The sequence below is a fragment of the Microbulbifer sediminum genome (genome assembly GCF_021729035.1).
GTDB classification, from domain to species: Bacteria; Pseudomonadota; Gammaproteobacteria; order Pseudomonadales; family Cellvibrionaceae; genus Microbulbifer; species Microbulbifer sediminum.
Map to the genome: position 1 here is coordinate 409,642 of NZ_JAJSAP010000001.1, position 17,214 is coordinate 426,855.

Below are 17,214 nucleotides of genomic sequence, written 5' to 3' on the forward strand. Positions count from 1 at the left end.
CACTCCGCCTCGCGCGGTTCCGGTAAGGAACAGGGCTCCCGGCAACCAGTGAAGCCTCTGGCACCGTGTTTGCAACGGCGTGTTCACAGGAACGCGGAATCGACAAACAGATACCGCCATGACGACAAGATACCAATTGATCCAATGAGCGAGCCCCTTGGCATTATGCTGGTCGATGACCGGCCCGAACGAGCAGAAATGGTCTGCCGGCAACTGCGCGCTGCCGGTTACCGCCTGCTTGTGCACCTGAACAGTGCTGCCGGGCTCCTGCAACAGGTGGACAGTCATCGCCCGGACATCGTGCTGATCGATATCGAGTCACCGGACCGGGACATCCTGGAGAGCCTGTCAATCATCAACCGCCAGAACCCGACACCGGTGGCAATGTTCTCCGCCCGCGGCGGAGCGGACTTCATCGCCAGTGCGGTCGAGGCCGGAGTGAGTGCCTACATGGCAGAGGGGTTGTGTGCTGAGCGGGTTACCCCGGCGATTGAAATTGCCATGGCACAGTTCCGCAGCTACCAGCAACTGCGACTGTCGCTGGAAAAGACCCAGCAACAGTTACAGGAACGCAAGACCATCGAGCGGGCCAAGGGGCTCTTGATGGCGAGAAAAAACCTCAATGAAGAGACGGCTCACAAAACCCTGCGCAACCTGGCCATGAACAGCAACTCCACCATGCTCGTGGTGGCGGAACAGATCATCAACCATTTACAGTCCCAGCCATGACCCCAGCCTCCCCACTGCTATTGGAAAAGCGAAACATCAAGCTGCTGTACCTGCGGCTAACTGACAGCGCCCCCCTGGTGGTGGCCCAGGAACAGGGATTCTTTGCCCGCTTCGGCCTGACGGTGGAACTGCAGCGGGAAACCTCCTGGGCAACATTGCGCGATCGCCTGATCAGCGGCGCCGCCGATGCCGCGGCAATGCTCGCGCCCATGCCTCTGACCCTGGACCAGGCCCTGCCGCACTGCGAGGAGCAACTGCTCACCGGGCTGATCCTGAGCTGCAACGGCAATGCCATCACATTATCGAGCCAGCTATTCGAGGCACTGGGGCTGAATCACGAAAACTGCAACAGCCGCACCACAGGCTCGGCGCTACGAAGTTTCCTGCAGTCGCGACCTGCCTCGGCCCCGCCCCTGAAACTGGCGACCGTATATCCCTACTCCAGCCACACCCTCCAGTTGCGGCACTGGCTGCGACTGGCGGACATCGATCCCGATCACGACCTGCAGCTCCATATCCTGCCGCCGGAACAGATGGTGACATCACTGCAGCGCGGCGATATCGATGGTTACTGCGTGGGCGAACCCTGGAATACCATCGCGGCGCGGCAGGGACTGGGCGTGATCGTAGCGGCCTGTAATGCACTGCTGCCGGCCATGCCAGAAAAAGTCCTCGCGGTTACCTCCGGCTGGCACGAGACCCATCCGCAAACGCACCTGGCACTTCGCGCCTCACTACTGCAGGCCTGCACGTGGCTTGCCGACCGCACCCAGCGTCGTGATGCCGTGGCCTTGATGGCTCAGCAGCATTACCTCGACCTGGACACCGACCACCTGGCGCCGTCGCTGAATGACCAGCTGCACTGGCAGAGCGGACTGCCACCTGCGGCCAACCCCGGCTGGCACCTGTTCGCCCATACCGGCAGCGACTGCGGGCGCCCTACTCGGGCGAAGGCCGAACAACTGCTGGAACTGTGCAACAGGTTCTCACCGCTGCAGACGCAGGCCGGCGACAGCTTCAGAGAAGAACTCTACCAGCAGACGCTGGATTACATCAGTAGCAACCGGGCCCGCTCGCCCCATACATGATATCCCCGGTGGCAGCCATCGTTACACCGGGGCCTTCTTATACGGCCCCAGCCCGCCAGTACGGATCAGCCCTTCTCGCCACCCGCTACACCCGATAATAAATGCCGCTGCTGTGCTGGCCGGCACCCGACAGCACCAACACGGGGCAGTCCCGGGGGTTACGCACCAGTTTGCCGCACAATTTCACGCAGCTCTCCTGCGAAGGCCCCATCGGCCGTGAGAATTAATTTGGCACAATCCTTGAATCTCAAAGGATACAAACTCAGAGAATCCCCACGAGGCAACGGCGCCTGAACCCTTCGGCAGAAGGGGCAGCGACCGTGCCCACATCACCCGTCCCTCCCCCCTGCCGGATCATTCAGATAAAACACGGCAGGAATTATGGTTAAGCAAAAACTGATCGTTATCGGCAACGGCATGGTGGGCCACCACTTTCTCGAGCAGCTGGCCACCCGGCCCGAGCGGGAGCTGTTCGAAGTCACGATTTACTGTGCCGAACCCCGACCCGCCTATGATCGGGTGCACCTGTCCGAGTACTTTGCCGGGCGCACTGCGGACGACCTTGCCCTGGGCAGGGTCGAGCAGTATCGGGACTGGGGCTACGAATTACTGCTGAATGAGACCGCGGTGGCCATCGACCGGGAAAAGCGTCTTGTGACTTCCGCCAGCGGCCAGGAAAGAAGCTACGACCGGTTGGTCCTCGCCACCGGTTCCTACCCGTTTGTTCCCCCCATTCCCGGCCACGAGCACGGAAAGTGCTTTGTCTACCGCACACTCGAGGACCTGGATGCAATCCGGGCCGCCAGCGAAAATGCCCGTACCGGTGTAGTGGTCGGTGGCGGCCTCCTGGGCCTGGAAGCGGCCAATGCACTGAAGGAACTCGGCCTGGAAGCCCACGTGGTTGAATTCGCCAGGGGCTTGATGTCTGTACAGCTGGATGAAGGCGGCTCCGACGTACTGAGAAACAAAATCGAGAGTTTGGGCGTCGCCGTGCACACCGGCACCGCCACCGAGCTGATCGAAGAGTGCGACGGGCGCCTGCGTATGCAGTTCAAGGGGGGCCGGAAACTGTTGACCGACCTGATCGTGTTCTCAGCCGGCATCCGTCCCGAGGACCGGCTGGCACGTACCGCCGGCCTGGAACTGGGGGAACGCGGCGGTATTGTGATAGACGAGGACTGCCGAACGTCCGATGAGGATATTTTTGCGATTGGCGAGTGCGCACTGTATCAAAGCCGGGTTTTCGGCCTGGTAGCTCCCGGCTATACCATGGCTCGCAATGTCGTCGCGCAGCTGTGCGGTGAGAGTGCCAGTTTCACCGGCGCCGACATGAGCACCAAGTTAAAACTGCTCGGCGTCCAGGTTGGGTCCATCGGTGATGCGCACGGCCGCACAGATGGTGCCGCAGCAATCACTTTTGTCGACGAGCAGCACGGCATCTACAAGCGCATGATTACCGATGCTGAGGGTAGCAAACTGTTAGGCGCGGTTCTGGTAGGTGATACCAGCGATTATGATCAGCTGCTGCAATATCACCTTAACGATATCGACCTGCCGGAGCACCCCGAACAGCTGATCCTCCCCGCCGCCGATGGCGAGCCCCCGGCACTGGGCGCCGGGTCCCTGCCCGCCAGCGCCACCATCTGCTCCTGTCACAACGTCAGCAAGGGACAGGTTGTCGACGCGGTACAGGGCGGCTGCTGCACTCTGGGCGAGGTGAAGGATGCCACCCGGGCCTCCACCGGCTGTGGCGGTTGCTCGGCACTGCTGAAAAACATTGTCGACGAGGAGCTGGCAGCGCTCGGCATGGAGGTCAACAACCACCTGTGCCCACACTTCGAGTTCACGCGGCAGGAACTCTTCCATATTGTGCAGGTGGAGGAAATCCGCACTTTCAGCCAATTGCTGGAGCAACATGGTAACGGTCACGGCTGCGAAGTCTGCAAGCCCGCAGTGGCCTCGATTCTTGCCTCCCTGTGGAACGACCATATCCACCGCAGGCCCCACGTCGGCCTCCAGGATACCAATGATACGTTCATGGCCAACATGCAGAAAAATGGCAGCTATTCGGTGGTTCCCCGGGTACCAGGAGGAGAGATCACCCCCGACAAACTGATCGTGCTGGGGCAGGTGGCGAAAAAATACAACCTTTATACGAAGATCACCGGCGGACAGCGGGTCGACCTGTTCGGTGCCCGGCTGGAGCAGTTACCCGACATCTGGCGGGAACTGATCGATGCCGGTTTCGAAACCGGGCACGCCTACGGCAAGTCCCTACGGACAGTGAAATCCTGTGTGGGCAGTACCTGGTGCCGCTTTGGTGTACAGGACAGCGTGGCCATGGCCCTGCATATCGAGAACCGCTACAAGGGCTTGCGCTCACCGCACAAGATCAAGATGGCAGTATCCGGCTGCACCCGCGAATGCGCCGAGGCCCAGAGCAAGGACGTGGGGGTCATCGCCACAGAGAATGGCTGGAACCTGTTTGTCTGCGGCAATGGCGGTATGCGCCCACGCCACGCAGACCTCTTCGCCACTGACCTGGATGACGAGACCCTGATCCGCTATATCGACCGTTTTCTTATGTTTTATGTCCGAACCGCCGACAAACTGCAGCGCACGTCGGTCTGGATGGAAAACCTTGAGGGGGGGCTGGACTACCTGCGCGAGGTTGTCATCGAGGACAAGCTGGGCCTGGGTGAGGAGCTGGAGGCACAGATGGCAAATGTGGTCGGCACCTACCAATGCGAGTGGAAAACTGCCATCAACGATCCGGAGATGCTGAAGCGCTTCCGCCAGTTTGTGAATACCGAAGAGCAGGACGAACGCATTGTTTTTGTCGAGGAGCGGGGCCAGCCACGCCCCGCACGGGAAGCGGAAATAGTGAAGGTTGCCGAGCCCGCCTGACCGGGATATCCCCTGAGCAAACCGCACCAGTATGGCGCAAATAAATTAAATATCGAATTTTGCTGCACAATCATTGCATTCTGGAGTATAAATAATGACTGAAGTTGCCATAAACCCCACTCCGTGGCAGCCGGTTTGCCAGCGATCAGACCTGGTTGCCGAATCCGGAGTGTGCGTTCTCGCAGGCGGTGTTTCTGTCACCGGGCCCTCTACGCCCCGCAGGAGCATCGCCTTATTTTTTATTCCCGATAGCGACCCGCAACTCTACGCTGTTGACAACTGGGACCCGATTGCCGGTGCCGGTGTGATTGCGCGGGGCCTCATCGCAGAAGTGGAGGGTGAACTGACGGTCGCCTCCCCACTCTACAAGCAGCATTTTCGCCTGCGTGACGGACAGTGTCTCGAGGACCCGGAAATCCGCCTCGCCACCTATCCCGCCGCATTTGACGGCGACACTGTCGTCATCATCCCCATGCCGGAACCAACCTGACCATGGCCCTGCGTGAACAGCTCCGCGCACAGCGGACCTGTACCACCTGCCCTTACTGTGGCGTGGGTTGCGGGGTAGCGGCAACCGTCAAGGCGGGCAATGCCGGGACGCGGGCCAGCATCTCAGGTGACGAGCAGCACCCTGCCAATCACGGGCGCCTTTGTGTCAAGGGTTCGGCCCTGGCGGAGACACTGGGTGAGCGGGATCGCCTGCTGCGCCCGCGCCTGCACGGAACAGACTGTGACTGGGATACCGCCATGGCTTTCATGGCAAGCCGCTTTGCCGAGACGATCGCCGCGCACGGCCCGGATTCCGTCGCTTTCTACCTTTCCGGCCAGCTGCTTACCGAGGATTACTATGTTGCCAACAAGCTGATGAAAGGGTTCATTGGCAGTGGCAATGTGGATACAAACTCGCGGCTGTGCATGTCCTCGGCTGTGGCAGCTTACAGGCGCGCACTGGGAGCAGATGCCGTACCCTGTAGTTACGAGGATCTGGAGCAGGCCGAAATGGTGGTGCTTGTGGGCTCCAATGCCGCCTGGACCCACCCGGTACTGTTCCAGCGCATGCAGGCCGCGCAGACAAGGCTGGTGGTCATTGATCCCCGGGGAACCGCCACCAGCGATATGGCGGACATGCACCTGGCGATCGCTCCCGGCAGCGACGCGGCCCTGTTCAACGGGCTGCTGCATTACCTGGCCGAGCGAGGCTGCCTCGATCAGGAATTCATTGAACAACACACCCTTGGCTTCGATGAGGCATTGGCTACAGCCCGACTCTGGCCGCTGGAAAAAGCGGCCCAGGCATGCGGACTCGGGGCCGGGGCATTGCGAGCCTTTTACCAACTGTTCGCCGATTCGGACAGGACAGTCAGTTTTTATTCACAGGGCATCAACCAGTCCAGCAGTGGCACCGACAAGAACAACGCCATCATCAATTGTCACCTGGCCACCGGTCGCATCGGCCGCCCCGGCTGCGGCCCGTTTTCCATTACTGGCCAGCCCAACGCCATGGGAGGCCGTGAAGTGGGCGGGCTCGCCAATATGCTCGCCGCACATATGGATTTCCGCGGTGACCATATCGACCGGGTGGGCCGTTTCTGGCGGACCGGAAATATCGCCCGGAGGCCGGGCCTGAAAGCCGTGGACCTGTTTCGCGCAGTGGAATGCGGTGATATCAAGGCCATCTGGATTATGGCCACCAATCCTGCCGTCAGTATGCCCGATGCTGAACGGGTGACCCGGGCACTCCGGCAATGCCCGCTGGTAGTAGTGTCCGATTGTGTGGACGACACCGATACCGCGCGCTGCGCCGACCTGCTACTCCCGGCCACCGGCTGGGCCGAAAAGGATGGCACCGTGACCAACTCCGAGCGCCGTATTTCCCGCCAGCGCAGCTTCCTGCCACCGCCGGGGGAAGCCCGGCACGACTGGGAGATTATCTGCGACCTGGCAGCACGGCTTGGCCATGGCGACGCCTTCAGCTACCAACACCCGGTAGAAATATTCCGCGAGCACGCGGGCCTGTCCGGTTTTGAAAACGACGGGGAACGGGCCTTCGATATTTCCGGGCTGGCTGGCCTGTCACAGCGCCAGTACGATCAGCTGGTGCCTGTGCAGTGGCCGGTCAACAGCGATCATCCTGACGGCACCGCCCGGCTGTTCACCGACCGGCGTTTTTTCACCAGTTCCGGGCGTGCGCGTTTTGTGGCAATCGAACCCCGGGCACCCGGACAGCGGCGCAGCGAGTCCTTCCCCCTGTGGTTAAATTCGGGGCGCCTGCGGGACCAGTGGCACACCATGACCCGCACCGCGCGCGCGCGGAACCTGCTCGACCATGCCGAGCTGCCGGAACTCCGGCTGAGCCCGGCAGATGCCATTGCCTACCAGGTGGAGGATGGCCAGCTGGTGGAAATCCACAGTGCCCACGGCCGGATGCGCGCCCGCGCGCTGGTAGACCCGTCACAGAGAGTCGGCGAGCTGTTTGCGCCAATTCACTGGAGCGAGAGCCTGGCCGGTCTCAGCCGTGTCAGTGCCCTGGCGGGTGCCGTGACCGACCCCCACTCCGGGCAGCCAGAACTCAAGCAGGTACCGGTACAGCTGCGGCCGCTCGCGGTGAAGGCCTACCTCAGCCTGGTCTGCCCCCGACACACGGCAGCGCGGCTACAGCAGCACCTGGACGAGATGACAGCCTCCTGCGGCCTGCTGCACTGGTACCGGGTCCCCTGCACGGGCGGCTATCGTTACGAGCTTGCCCTGTCCCGTCTCCCGGACTGCCATGACCTGGTCCGACAACTGGTCCCGGGGGGCGCTGAAGAGCTGCACCGGCAACGCCTGCAGCTGCCCCAGGCGGAACGGTGGCTGGTATATTCGGATTCACTGCAGTTGCTGATATTCAGTACCAGTCACTGGCGCCAGCTGCCGGACCGCAGGAACATGGAACAATGGCTGGCGCGACCGCTGCCCGAAAAGCCGGCCCAGTTACTGCGCAACGCTGCTCCGGCAACCAGCATCGTCTGCAGCTGCATGCAGGTATCCCGCAGCCAGATACAGCAGGCCATCGATGCCGGCGCGGCCAGCGTGGAGGAACTGGGGCGTCAACTGGGGTGCGGCACCAATTGCGGCTCCTGCAAACCCGAGCTGGCGGCACTACTGCGCGACCCCGCCCGGGACGTGGCCTGAGCAGCCAATTCTCTTTTATCGATATTCGCGCTATGGTCATGGGAACAACGATATAAAGACGCAAACAGGCAAAGAAAATCTCACTATGACCATCGATACCTGCCTGGCAAAGGACCTGATCACCGTCGAGCAGGCCCGTGAGGCACTACTGCAGGCAATCGCCCCCCTGCAGGAAACCCAGCTCCTGCCACTGGAACAGTGCTGCGGCCGCATCCTGGCGGAACGCGCCACCGCACAGGTTGACCTGCCCCCATGCGACAATTCGGCAATGGACGGCTATGCCCTGTGCGGCCAGGCGGCACACTATGCACTGGTCGGCAGGAGCCTGGCTGGGCATCCCTTTGCCGGCCGCCTGGGTAACGGGGAGTGCGTGCGAATTACCACTGGCGCTGCCCTGCCCCCGGGCGCAGACCGGGTGGTGATGCAGGAGCATAGTGACCTGCATGGTGACACTCTCACCCCTCGCCAGGACACTCCTGCCGGCCAGCACATCCGACGCCGTGGCGAGGATGTTCGCTGCGGGGATAGCCTGGTGGCACCGGGCCGACCTGTCACGGTCCCCGATATCGCCCTGCTGGCCGCGGCCGGCGTGCGGGAACTGGTGGTAATGCGCCCGGTGCGCGCAGCGCTCCTGTCTGTTGGCGACGAACTGCGACCACTGGACACTCCGCCGGCGGACCTCAGCCACGGGGAGATTTATGACAGCAACCGCATCGCGCTGGCCACTGCCCTGCGGGAACTGGGGATCGAGACCGTCGATATCGGCTGCCTCCCGGACAACCCGGGATCCATTCGCGAGGGCCTCGAGAAAGCCCGCGACAGCGCGGATATTGTCATCACCAGCGGCGGTGTGTCGGTGGGGGAGGCAGACTACACTCGCGCGGTGCTGGAAGACCTGGGGCAACTGGACCTGTGGCGACTGGCGATCAAGCCCGGCAAACCCTTTGCCTTTGGGCGGCTGCCAAAAGCCGGGCGGGAAACCCTGTTTTTCGGCCTGCCGGGCAATCCGGTCTCCGCCCTCGTTACGCTCTACCAATTGGTCATACCAGCGCTGGAAAAACTGCGGGGCATTGTCGATGGGGAGCGCACGCCGCCATTCCAGGGCCGGGCGCGTCTGCTCAACCCGATTCGCAAGGCACCCGGACGCACCGATTACCAGCGCGGTTACACATACCGCGACACCGATGGCCTGCAGGTGGTGGAGAGCAGCGGCCTGCAGGGCAGCCATATCCTGTCGGGCTTTTCCCGGGCGAACTGTTTTATCGTGCTCGCCCGGGAAAGTGGCGATCGCGACACCGGGGACTGGGTCACCATCGAGCCGTTCCGGGCGCCACTGGGTTAAGGGGCACGGAGAGGGCGCGATGTTTCGTATCCAGCGTATCGACCATATTGTCCTGCGGGTTTCCGACCTGGATGCGATGCTGGCTTTCTATATCGATGTGCTGGGTTGCAGCCTCGAGCGAGAGGAACTGCAGATCGGTCTCCACCAGCTGCGCGCGGGCAACAGCCTCATCGACCTGGTGCCGGTGGACAGCGAGCTCGGACGTGCCGGAGGCGCAGCGCCGGGGCACGAGGGCCGCAACATGGATCACCTGTGCCTGCATATCGAACCGTTTCATGCCCCCAGCCTGATCCGTTACCTGCGCGCCAGGAATATTGAGGCGGGCCCGGTGGCATCCCGCTACGGCGCCGGAGGCAGAGGGCCGTCAATTTATATTCACGACCCGGAAGGCAACGTCGTTGAGTTGAAGGGATCGCCGTCGGGGAGTTGAGTTTCCGGGATCGGGCCACATATATTCGGGACAACTTACAGATATTCGGGACAACTTACAGAGCATTGCCTGTTCCCTTTACACCCATCGATTGAGGAGAGCCCGTATGCACAGTGAGAGCATCGAGTATGAGGTGAATGGCGAATCATTCACCGGCTATCTGGCCTTTGATGACACTACCAGTGGCAAGCGTCCCGGCATTCTGGTCATCCACGAATGGTGGGGACACAACGAGTTTGTCCGTGAGGAGGCCGACAAACTGGCCGCCGCCGGCTATACCGCCTTCGCCCTGGATATGTTCGGTACTGGCAAGCAGGCAGACAACCCCAACGACGCCGGCGCGTTGATGAATGCCGCGCTCGAGGCACCCGGCGCCATCGAACAGCGTTTTCGCAAGGCGATGGAGATACTACAGCAACATGACACTGTCGATCCCCAACGTATCGCCGCGCAGGGATACTGTTTCGGCGGTGCAGTGGCGCTGAATATGGCCCGCCTGGGGTTGCCGTTGCAGGGCGTGGTCAGTTTTCACGGCGCGCTCGAGAGCGATATCAAGGTGGAGCCCGGCAGCGTCAAGGCGCAATTGCAGGTCTATACCGGCGGCGCCGACGACATGATCCCACCGAAGCAGGTAGCCGCGTTCGTCGAGGAGATGCAGAACGCCGGGGTGAAATTCGAACTCACCAGCTACCCGGGCGTAAAACACGGCTTTACCAACCCGGCGGCCACCGCGCGGGGGGAAAAGTTTGGTATTCCGCTCGCCTATAGCGATGAGGCGCGGCGCGATGCCTGGAACGGCGCCATGGCGTTTTACCATAAGCTGTTCGACTGACAGCGGCCGTTCCCCGGGCCCGCTTACTCCCGCACGAGCAAGCGGGGCCCGGCCCCCTCTTTAGCTGCCTCATCGCCGGGGTTCCACATCGGGCAGGTTTCCAATGACAGGCAGCCACAACCGATACAGCCATCCAGTCGATCCCGCAGGCCCCGCAGCTGCTCAATGCGGCGATCCAGCTCTGCACGCCACTTTGCTGACAGCCGTTGCCAGTCGCGCTTGTTGGGCGTACGCCCGTCCGGCAGCGCATCCAGTGCTGCCCTGATTTCCGCCAGGGAAACTCCCATACTCTGCGCGACCTTGATCACCGCCACCCGTCGCAGGACATCCCGGCCGTAACGGCGCTGGTTGCCGGCGGTGCGCCAGCTCCTGACCAACCCCCGGCTTTCATAGAAATGCAGGGTGGACACCGCCACCCCACTGCGCCGGGCCACCTCCCCGACACCGAGTTCCCGTGCGACGCGCGAGGGCCTGTCTTTCATGGATACTCTCCCGATGGATAGCCAGGCGGCACTTAAAGTTGCCACCCGAAAGCGAACGATATCAAGCGTTGACCTCAAGTTAACTTGAGGTTTTACACTGCTCCCCACCAGATGACAAGGACATGGAGAACAACGATATGATGGAAGGTATGGCTACCTCAAAAGGCCCACACAAACAGGGGCAAAATAGTGCAAAGCGGGATCGCAACGGGATACCGGCAGCACCAGCATCAGACAGGGGAAACAGGGAGGATTCCGGACAGGCAGGGAAGGCTCCGGTAAACTCCCGTGAACGGTTTCAGCGAATCACGGCGGCGATCGGCAAGGCCATATTGCGCCTGACGGTGCGCTGGGCAGCCAGGGCACAGGCGGCCAGCCCGCGCGGGCCCTGGATCCAGAAGTGACGGATCCCAAACAAGCCACCCACAAGCAAGGAGTTTCTGTGGAACCCATTATTACTGCCAGGGGTGTTGGCAAAACCTACCAGGGGGGCTTTACCGCGCTGCGGGATGTCGACCTGGATATACAGCGGGGAGAGATCTTCGCCCTGCTCGGCCCCAATGGTGCAGGCAAGACCACGCTGATCAGTATCATCTGCGGCATCGTCAACCCATCGAGTGGCACGGTACTGGCGGACGGGCACGATATCATCCGCGACTACCGCGCCGCCCGTAGCAAGATCGGGCTGGTTCCGCAGGAGCTTTCCACCGATGCATTCGAGAGTGTCTGGGCTACCGTCAACTTCAGCCGCGGTCTGTTCGGCAAGGCACCCAATCCCGAATATATCGAGAAGCTGCTACGCCAGCTGTCCCTGTGGGAGAAAAAGGACAGCCGAATTATGGCACTGTCCGGCGGCATGAAGCGCCGGGTCATGATCGCCAAAGCACTGTCCCACGAGCCCAAGATCCTGTTTCTCGACGAGCCCACTGCCGGTGTCGATGTGGAGCTGCGCCAGGATATGTGGCAGATGGTACATGGGCTGCGGGAATCCGGGGTGACGATTATCCTCACTACCCATTACATCGAGGAAGCCGAGGAAATGGCCGACCGCGTGGGCGTGATCAACCGGGGGCGCCTGGTGCTGGTGGACGACAAGCGCACCCTGATGCAGAAAATGGGGGAAAAGGAACTGCGGTTGCAACTGGCCCGTCCCATGAATGCACTACCCGAGGCCCTGGCCGGTCTGCGCGTGGAGCTGGGCGACGATGGCCAGCAGCTTATTTACCACTTCGATATCAGGAGTGACGATACCGGCATCACCGAATTCCTGCGCCGGCTCAATGATGCCAATATTGATTTCCGCGACCTCCACACCCGCGAGAGTTCGCTGGAGGAAATTTTCGTCGGACTGGTCAAAGGCGCCCGCGAACAATCGATGGAGGAGGAGTCAAACCCATGAACTGGTATGGAATTCGCGCCATCTACAAGTTCGAAATGGCTCGCACCTGGCGCACCCTGATGCAGAGTATTGCCTCACCGGTGCTGTCGACCTCCCTCTATTTCATCGTGTTCGGCGCGGCGATCGGCTCGCGCATGGGCGAGATTGACGGTGTCAGTTACGGTGCTTTTATCATTCCGGGGCTGATCATGCTGTCGCTCCTGAGTGAGAGCATATCCAACGCCTCTTTCGGGATATTTTTCCCCAAGTTCTCGGGCACCATCTACGAAGTCCTGTCCGCACCGGTCTCGGCATTCGAGGTAGTGGCCGGCTATGTGGGCGCCGCCGCCACCAAGTCGATCATCCTAGGCGGGCTGATCCTGCTCACCGCCCGCTTCTTTGTCGACTATGACATCCTGCACCCAGTCTGGATGTTCGCCTTCCTGGTGCTGACCGCAGTCACTTTCAGCATGTTCGGCTTCATCATTGGTATCTGGGCCGATGACTTCCAGAAACTGCAGATCATACCGCTGATGGTGGTAACCCCACTGACGTTTCTCGGCGGGGCCTTTTACTCCATCAATATGTTGCCGGACTTCTGGCAAAAGGTGACACTGTTCAATCCGGTGGTCTACCTGATCAGCGGTTTTCGCTGGGCCTTCTACGGAGTGGCGGATGTCAACGTGGGTGTCAGCCTGGGCATGACGCTGCTGTTCCTGCTACTGTGCCTGACTGGCATCTGGTGGATATTCCGCACCGGCTACCGAATCAAGAGCTAGATAAAAAATGGCGGCTACTGCCGCCATTTCCCTCGCCAGCAAGCCCCTGCACTACCGCACAAGGGAATCGTAGACGATACCGGTCCAGATACCCGGCTTCATAAACCCCTGCCCGTACTCTGCATCGTATTCCCGGGTCGGCTGCGCAGCGATCACCTCTTCGCGGCTCATCCCCTGGTCCACCAGCGCCTGGATCTGGTCGCGCAGCTGCACCAGCAGGTCCCGCTGGGCTTTCAACTCAGCCTTGTCGCTGAGGGGACCGTGCCCGGGAATGATTCTGGTTTTGTCGTCTGCCAGGGCCAAAACCCTGTCCATCGCGGCCACCACTCCATCCACAGAGCCGCCGGAGGAGAGATCGATAAACGGATAACTTCCGTTGAAGAAAGTGTCGCCCATGTGAATGACATTGGCATTCCTGAAATGCACGATTGAGTCCCCGTCGGTATGCGCCGGATCGACATGCTGCACATGGACGTCATCGCCGTTCCAGTGAAAGGTGGTGGCATCGGTAAAGGTGATCACCGGCAGGGCCTCTACCGGTGACGCAGGCACCTTGCGACCAAATGCCTTCATGAACTGTTCAGTGCTCATACGCTTGCGCACATTCTCATGTGCCACCACCAGGGCGCCCGCCTCACCGAAATTCTCATTGCCGCCGGTATGATCACCATGCCAGTGGGTGTTAACAACGAACCGCACCGGTTTATCGCTGATTTTGTCGATAGCGGCGCGAATGCGTCCTGTCAGTGGCGCATACTGGTCATCGACCATGAAGGTACCGTCCTCACCCGAGAACACCGCAATATTCCCGCCCGCTCCCTGGAGCATGTGAATCTTATCGGTCACCTGCTGGCTGCTGATTTCCACATCGGCAAAACGATCCTGTGCCATTGACACAGGCGCACTGACGCTCACCAGCATGCCGAAAAAACCGGCGGTGGCAACCTTGGCAAATCTACGCATTATTCACCTCCTGCTTGTTATTGGGTTCAGCCCGGTTGAGGTTCCTGAGGATGTCGGGCCGATCGGTGACGATTCCATCCACGCCGAGCCGCGCCAGCGCGGACATCTGCCCGGGCTCGTTGATGGTCCATACCGATACATGCAGCCCCAGGGAAGCGGCGGCCCGCAGGAACCGGGGTCCGATCACTGGCAGGCCGAAATAACGCATGGGCAATTGCATGGTCTGGTAGCGTGGCCGCAGCAGCCTGTGCAGCCCCAGCAGCTGGGCAACGTAAAACAGGAGCGCGTCCCCCAGGGCAGCGCCGGTAGTCACCTCGGGACAGATTCGACGGAATTCATCGATCACGCGCTTGTGAAAGGTCGATACAATCACCCGCCGCTGCTGGCCCGCTTTCCTGATGGCACGGCACATGGCCCGGGCAGCGGCCAGGTCATCGTTTTTCAATTCAATAATCAATGGGATATCGGGTATGGCTTCGAACACTTCGTCGATCGTGGAGATCGCCAGCGGCGCCTCACGATAGGGATAGTGCTCGCCATCACGGGTCCAGTGGATTCCCAGTTGTAGCTGCCGGAGCTCGTCGAGGGTAAAGTCGATCAAGCGGCCGCTGCCACTGGTTGTCCGGTCCAGCTCTGTGTCATGCATTAAGACCAGCCGGCCATCCCTGGTCAGGTTGAGGTCGAGCTCAATGGCGTCCACCCCCAGACGCGCCATCTCGCGCATATAAAGAAGCGTATTGCCGGGGTACAGGCCCTCGCCCCGCTCATCACCGTGGGCAATGACCATAGGGCCGGGGCCATCAGGCAGCTCAACAGTCAACGGGGACGCCGGGTGCCCCCGGGCGTACAGCCAGAGCATCGCCAGCAAGAAAAAAAACAGCAGGTACCAAATCATGGCCGGCAGCAAACTCCCTTACTTCGACAAAGGACAGTCACGGTTTGCGACTGGCTCAGGGCAGGATTGTTTCCAGCTGCCCGAGGTCATTCACCACCTGCCAGGTGCCGCCTGTTTCCTCAACCCGCTGCTGCCACCCGGCGATACGGTCCAGGTATTCGTTCGGATCAACATTGTCGCTGTGCAACTTGGTCACGTTCAGCGCTATCAGCTCAAAGCCCTGCAGGTCCAGCGGCACATCCCGGTTATAGCCCGACTTGATTTCCTCTTTGAGGTCAGAGAAGAGAAGGATGGTCTTGTGCCCCGGGTCCTTTTCATTCAGGAACTCGATCGCCTGCAGTAGCCCGCCGGTAATATCCGTGTATTCAGCCGGCTGTGCGTCGTCAACGAATGCGGCGACGGACTCCTGGAATGCCTGCTTCTGGCGATTGGTGACACTGGGACGGTCATCAAACGTCACCCTGGCATGGATATTTTTCTCACTGAAACTTGCCGTATTGATACTGGCCACCGCAAATGTATCCCCCGGCTGCAGCCTGGCCAGGGTGTAATTGATCACCTGCTGGGCCTTGTCCAGCTCCCGGCTATAGGTACCCGAGGTATCCACCAGCATATAGACACCCCGTTTGTGAGCGTTTGGCTCACCGCAACCGCCCAGCACGACGCTTGTGGCGATGATAAAAAGCGCGACAGCTGCACGCCAGTTCCGTTTCCAGCTCATCCTGCTTCCTCCACGGCCCTGGCACCACGGCCGGATTCGCGCCAGCGCTCGAAACGGGCCTCCAGCCACAGCGGGAAGAAGATGACGATATCGTAGAGCCCGATCAGCATCGCGCTGCAGCGCAGTGAAGCAGTGCCCAGCAGGCGCAGGATCACCGATAGGGTACGCAGGAACAATGCGGTCAGCACCCCGATCACGGTACGCGCTGAGGCGATAAAGTTTTCCAGCGGGATGGCCACGAACGTCAGCGCAAACGGCAGGATGAAGCCAAGGCCCATCTGGGCGGCGGTGGTAATCCAGTAGACATCCCCGGTAGTGGCAGCCACTTCCTCGCCGCGCAACTGGGCACTGACAGCCAGGTCCTCCTGCATCAGGATCTCGCGCATAAATGCCAGGCCAGCCTCCACACAGGCGAGGAAGAACAGCAGCGCGAAAGCCACCCACATCATGCGGGTCCGCAGCTTGTCGTTCAGCGAGCCGATCACCGGGAACAGCCGCGTGATCCGCAGGCACTCCATCAGGAAGAGCCCCATCGTGATTTCAACCAGGATAATCACCAGGGCGGAAATATCGGCCACCTTGAAACTGCCGATATAGCTGGTCCCACCGACCATTTCGGTCATTGGTCGCGCAATCAGGTGAAAGTTGATCAGCGCACCGCCCACGGCAATCACCAGGACAAACGCCGAAATAAAGAACTGGCTCATGGAGGACGAGGAAAGGCGCCGCAGCGCACGGTCGGTTCCCTGCTGAATCTCCTCATAACGACGCATATGGCCGTCGAGGGCGGTCGCACGCCGAATAACCGATTCAACATGCTTGTTTACCCGTCCGAGGCTTTTCAGGATCGAGCGCCAGTGGGGCATCATCCGCTTCAACAGCTGGTGCCGCTCACGGGCCGACTCGCGGTATGCCTCCAGCGCCTTGGCTTCTGACTTGCGCATGGACTGGTGGATGATCTCCAGAACATCCCCCACTACCGGATCCTGTTTTGCGGGGATCTCTGACACCGCCTTGATGGCCTTGGCCCAGTTGGTGGGCTCCGGCGGCACCTCCGCACTGCGTACATAATCTTCGTCAATTGCCGTCAATTGTTCACACAGGCGCCGGTGCAGAGCCGGATACTGCGCCAGCTCGCGCTTCATGGTCGCCTCGATCCGATCGAACTCACGCTCTACATAGCGCTCGGCGGCCTCCTGCCCTGCCGCCAGCAGAACCTCCCGGTTACGCTCCTGCAAGCGCCGCTCGGCACTGGCAACCGCACTTGCGCCCAGGCGCAGGGACTGGTGGAAAAAGCGCCCGAGGGCACTGATCGCCTGGTGCACCGGTCGTCGTGCCACGAACAAGGCCACCAGGACGAGGATGAACCACAACCAGAGCGGAAGACTGTCTGTTATTTCCGTCACTTGCTCTCTCCTGTGTTCGACTGGCTAAAAATTGACCAAAAATGATTGTGGGCCAAGTATCGCCAGGAAGCTCGGTAGACACCTCAGGACG

The 17,214-nt window shown here is 60.9% G+C and carries 16 protein-coding genes; 10 read left to right on the forward strand and 6 right to left on the reverse strand.

Going from position 1 to position 17,214, the window contains the following annotated elements; genetic code table 11:
* Positions 1-144 precede the first annotated feature (144 nt).
* From LVD11_RS01615 to LVD11_RS01650, 8 genes are all read left to right on the forward strand, one after another.
* The gene (locus LVD11_RS01615) at positions 145-729 is read left to right on the forward strand and encodes an ANTAR domain-containing response regulator (protein ID WP_237055294.1); all 585 of its coding nucleotides are present in this window, start codon (positions 145-147) and stop codon (positions 727-729) included.
* On the forward strand, positions 726-1,817 hold the full coding sequence (locus tag LVD11_RS01620) for a CmpA/NrtA family ABC transporter substrate-binding protein (protein WP_237055296.1): 1,092 nt from the start codon (positions 726-728) through the stop codon (positions 1,815-1,817). Before LVD11_RS01615 ends, LVD11_RS01620 begins: the two co-directional genes overlap by 4 nt.
* Before the next feature lie 381 nt (positions 1,818-2,198).
* The gene (gene nirB / locus LVD11_RS01625; RefSeq protein ID WP_237055298.1) at positions 2,199-4,724 is read left to right on the forward strand and encodes a nitrite reductase large subunit NirB; all 2,526 of its coding nucleotides are present in this window, start codon (positions 2,199-2,201) and stop codon (positions 4,722-4,724) included.
* 94 nt (positions 4,725-4,818) lie between these two features.
* Positions 4,819-5,214: a nitrite reductase small subunit NirD gene (gene nirD / locus LVD11_RS01630; RefSeq protein ID WP_237055301.1), complete on the forward strand. Its 396-nt coding sequence runs from the start codon at positions 4,819-4,821 to the stop codon at positions 5,212-5,214.
* Between the two features lie 2 nt (positions 5,215-5,216).
* Positions 5,217-7,895 (forward strand): nitrate reductase, encoded by a 2,679-nt coding sequence (locus LVD11_RS01635; RefSeq protein ID WP_237055303.1) that lies wholly within the window; start codon positions 5,217-5,219, stop codon positions 7,893-7,895.
* 85 nt (positions 7,896-7,980) lie between these two features.
* Positions 7,981-9,237, forward strand: a complete 1,257-nt coding sequence (gene moeA / locus LVD11_RS01640; RefSeq protein ID WP_237055304.1) for a molybdopterin molybdotransferase MoeA — start codon at positions 7,981-7,983, stop codon at positions 9,235-9,237.
* A gap of 19 nt (positions 9,238-9,256) precedes the next feature.
* Positions 9,257-9,667, forward strand: coding sequence for a VOC family protein (locus LVD11_RS01645; RefSeq protein WP_237055306.1), 411 nt, complete (start codon positions 9,257-9,259; stop codon positions 9,665-9,667).
* A 106-nt stretch (positions 9,668-9,773) separates the two neighbouring features.
* Positions 9,774-10,499, forward strand: a complete 726-nt coding sequence (locus tag LVD11_RS01650) for a dienelactone hydrolase family protein (RefSeq protein ID WP_237055308.1) — start codon at positions 9,774-9,776, stop codon at positions 10,497-10,499.
* A gap of 23 nt (positions 10,500-10,522) precedes the next feature.
* On the opposite strand, the gene soxR is transcribed toward LVD11_RS01650, so the two are convergent.
* Both soxR and LVD11_RS16875 read right to left on the reverse strand, forming a co-directional pair.
* Complete coding sequence (gene soxR, locus LVD11_RS01655) at positions 10,523-10,981, reverse strand: redox-sensitive transcriptional activator SoxR (protein ID WP_237055310.1); 459 nt, start codon at positions 10,979-10,981, stop codon at positions 10,523-10,525.
* A gap of 298 nt (positions 10,982-11,279) precedes the next feature.
* Positions 11,280-11,408 (reverse strand): hypothetical protein, encoded by a 129-nt coding sequence (locus LVD11_RS16875; RefSeq protein ID WP_255775199.1) that lies wholly within the window; start codon positions 11,406-11,408, stop codon positions 11,280-11,282.
* A 15-nt stretch (positions 11,409-11,423) separates the two neighbouring features.
* Here LVD11_RS16875 and LVD11_RS01660 point away from each other — a divergent pair, with 15 nt between their 5' ends.
* The gene (locus tag LVD11_RS01660) at positions 11,424-12,380 is read left to right on the forward strand and encodes an ABC transporter ATP-binding protein (RefSeq protein ID WP_237055312.1); all 957 of its coding nucleotides are present in this window, start codon (positions 11,424-11,426) and stop codon (positions 12,378-12,380) included.
* Positions 12,377-13,138 carry an ABC transporter permease gene (locus LVD11_RS01665; RefSeq protein ID WP_237055314.1) on the forward strand — a complete coding sequence of 254 codons (762 nt, stop codon included), beginning with the start codon at positions 12,377-12,379 and terminating at the stop codon, positions 13,136-13,138. Before LVD11_RS01660 ends, LVD11_RS01665 begins: the two co-directional genes overlap by 4 nt.
* A 51-nt stretch (positions 13,139-13,189) precedes the next feature.
* On the opposite strand, the gene LVD11_RS01670 is transcribed toward LVD11_RS01665, so the two are convergent.
* The 4 genes from LVD11_RS01670 to LVD11_RS01685 are packed head-to-tail and all read right to left on the reverse strand — an operon-like array spanning position 13,190 to position 17,123.
* Complete coding sequence (locus LVD11_RS01670) at positions 13,190-14,101, reverse strand: MBL fold metallo-hydrolase (protein WP_237055316.1); 912 nt, start codon at positions 14,099-14,101, stop codon at positions 13,190-13,192.
* Positions 14,094-14,996 (reverse strand): glycerophosphodiester phosphodiesterase family protein, encoded by a 903-nt coding sequence (locus LVD11_RS01675; RefSeq protein ID WP_237055318.1) that lies wholly within the window; start codon positions 14,994-14,996, stop codon positions 14,094-14,096. Before LVD11_RS01675 ends, LVD11_RS01670 begins: the two co-directional genes overlap by 8 nt.
* 55 nt (positions 14,997-15,051) lie before the next feature.
* Positions 15,052-15,717 (reverse strand): vWA domain-containing protein, encoded by a 666-nt coding sequence (locus LVD11_RS01680; protein WP_237055319.1) that lies wholly within the window; start codon positions 15,715-15,717, stop codon positions 15,052-15,054.
* Complete coding sequence (locus LVD11_RS01685) at positions 15,714-17,123, reverse strand: hypothetical protein (RefSeq protein ID WP_237055320.1); 1,410 nt, start codon at positions 17,121-17,123, stop codon at positions 15,714-15,716. Before LVD11_RS01685 ends, LVD11_RS01680 begins: the two co-directional genes overlap by 4 nt.
* Positions 17,124-17,214: the final 91 nt, after the last annotated feature.

Excerpts from the sequence above, each read along its gene's own strand:
- LVD11_RS01665 (WP_237055314.1), top strand. The coding sequence starts at position 12,377 with ATGAACTGGTATGGAATTCGCGCCATCTACAAGTTCGAAATGGCTCGC.
- soxR (WP_237055310.1), bottom strand. The coding sequence starts at position 10,981 with ATGAAAGACAGGCCCTCGCGCGTCGCACGGGAACTCGGTGTCGGGGAG.
- LVD11_RS01635 (WP_237055303.1), top strand. The coding sequence starts at position 5,217 with ATGGCCCTGCGTGAACAGCTCCGCGCACAGCGGACCTGTACCACCTGC.
- LVD11_RS01645 (WP_237055306.1), top strand. The coding sequence starts at position 9,257 with ATGTTTCGTATCCAGCGTATCGACCATATTGTCCTGCGGGTTTCCGAC.
- nirD (WP_237055301.1), top strand. The coding sequence starts at position 4,819 with ATGACTGAAGTTGCCATAAACCCCACTCCGTGGCAGCCGGTTTGCCAG.
- LVD11_RS01620 (WP_237055296.1), top strand. The coding sequence starts at position 726 with ATGACCCCAGCCTCCCCACTGCTATTGGAAAAGCGAAACATCAAGCTG.
- LVD11_RS01670 (WP_237055316.1), bottom strand. The coding sequence starts at position 14,101 with ATGCGTAGATTTGCCAAGGTTGCCACCGCCGGTTTTTTCGGCATGCTG.
- LVD11_RS01675 (WP_237055318.1), bottom strand. The coding sequence starts at position 14,996 with ATGATTTGGTACCTGCTGTTTTTTTTCTTGCTGGCGATGCTCTGGCTG.
- LVD11_RS01650 (WP_237055308.1), top strand. The coding sequence starts at position 9,774 with ATGCACAGTGAGAGCATCGAGTATGAGGTGAATGGCGAATCATTCACC.
- LVD11_RS01680 (WP_237055319.1), bottom strand. The coding sequence starts at position 15,717 with ATGAGCTGGAAACGGAACTGGCGTGCAGCTGTCGCGCTTTTTATCATC.
- LVD11_RS01615 (WP_237055294.1), top strand. The coding sequence starts at position 145 with ATGAGCGAGCCCCTTGGCATTATGCTGGTCGATGACCGGCCCGAACGA.
- nirB (WP_237055298.1), top strand. The coding sequence starts at position 2,199 with ATGGTTAAGCAAAAACTGATCGTTATCGGCAACGGCATGGTGGGCCAC.
- moeA (WP_237055304.1), top strand. The coding sequence starts at position 7,981 with ATGACCATCGATACCTGCCTGGCAAAGGACCTGATCACCGTCGAGCAG.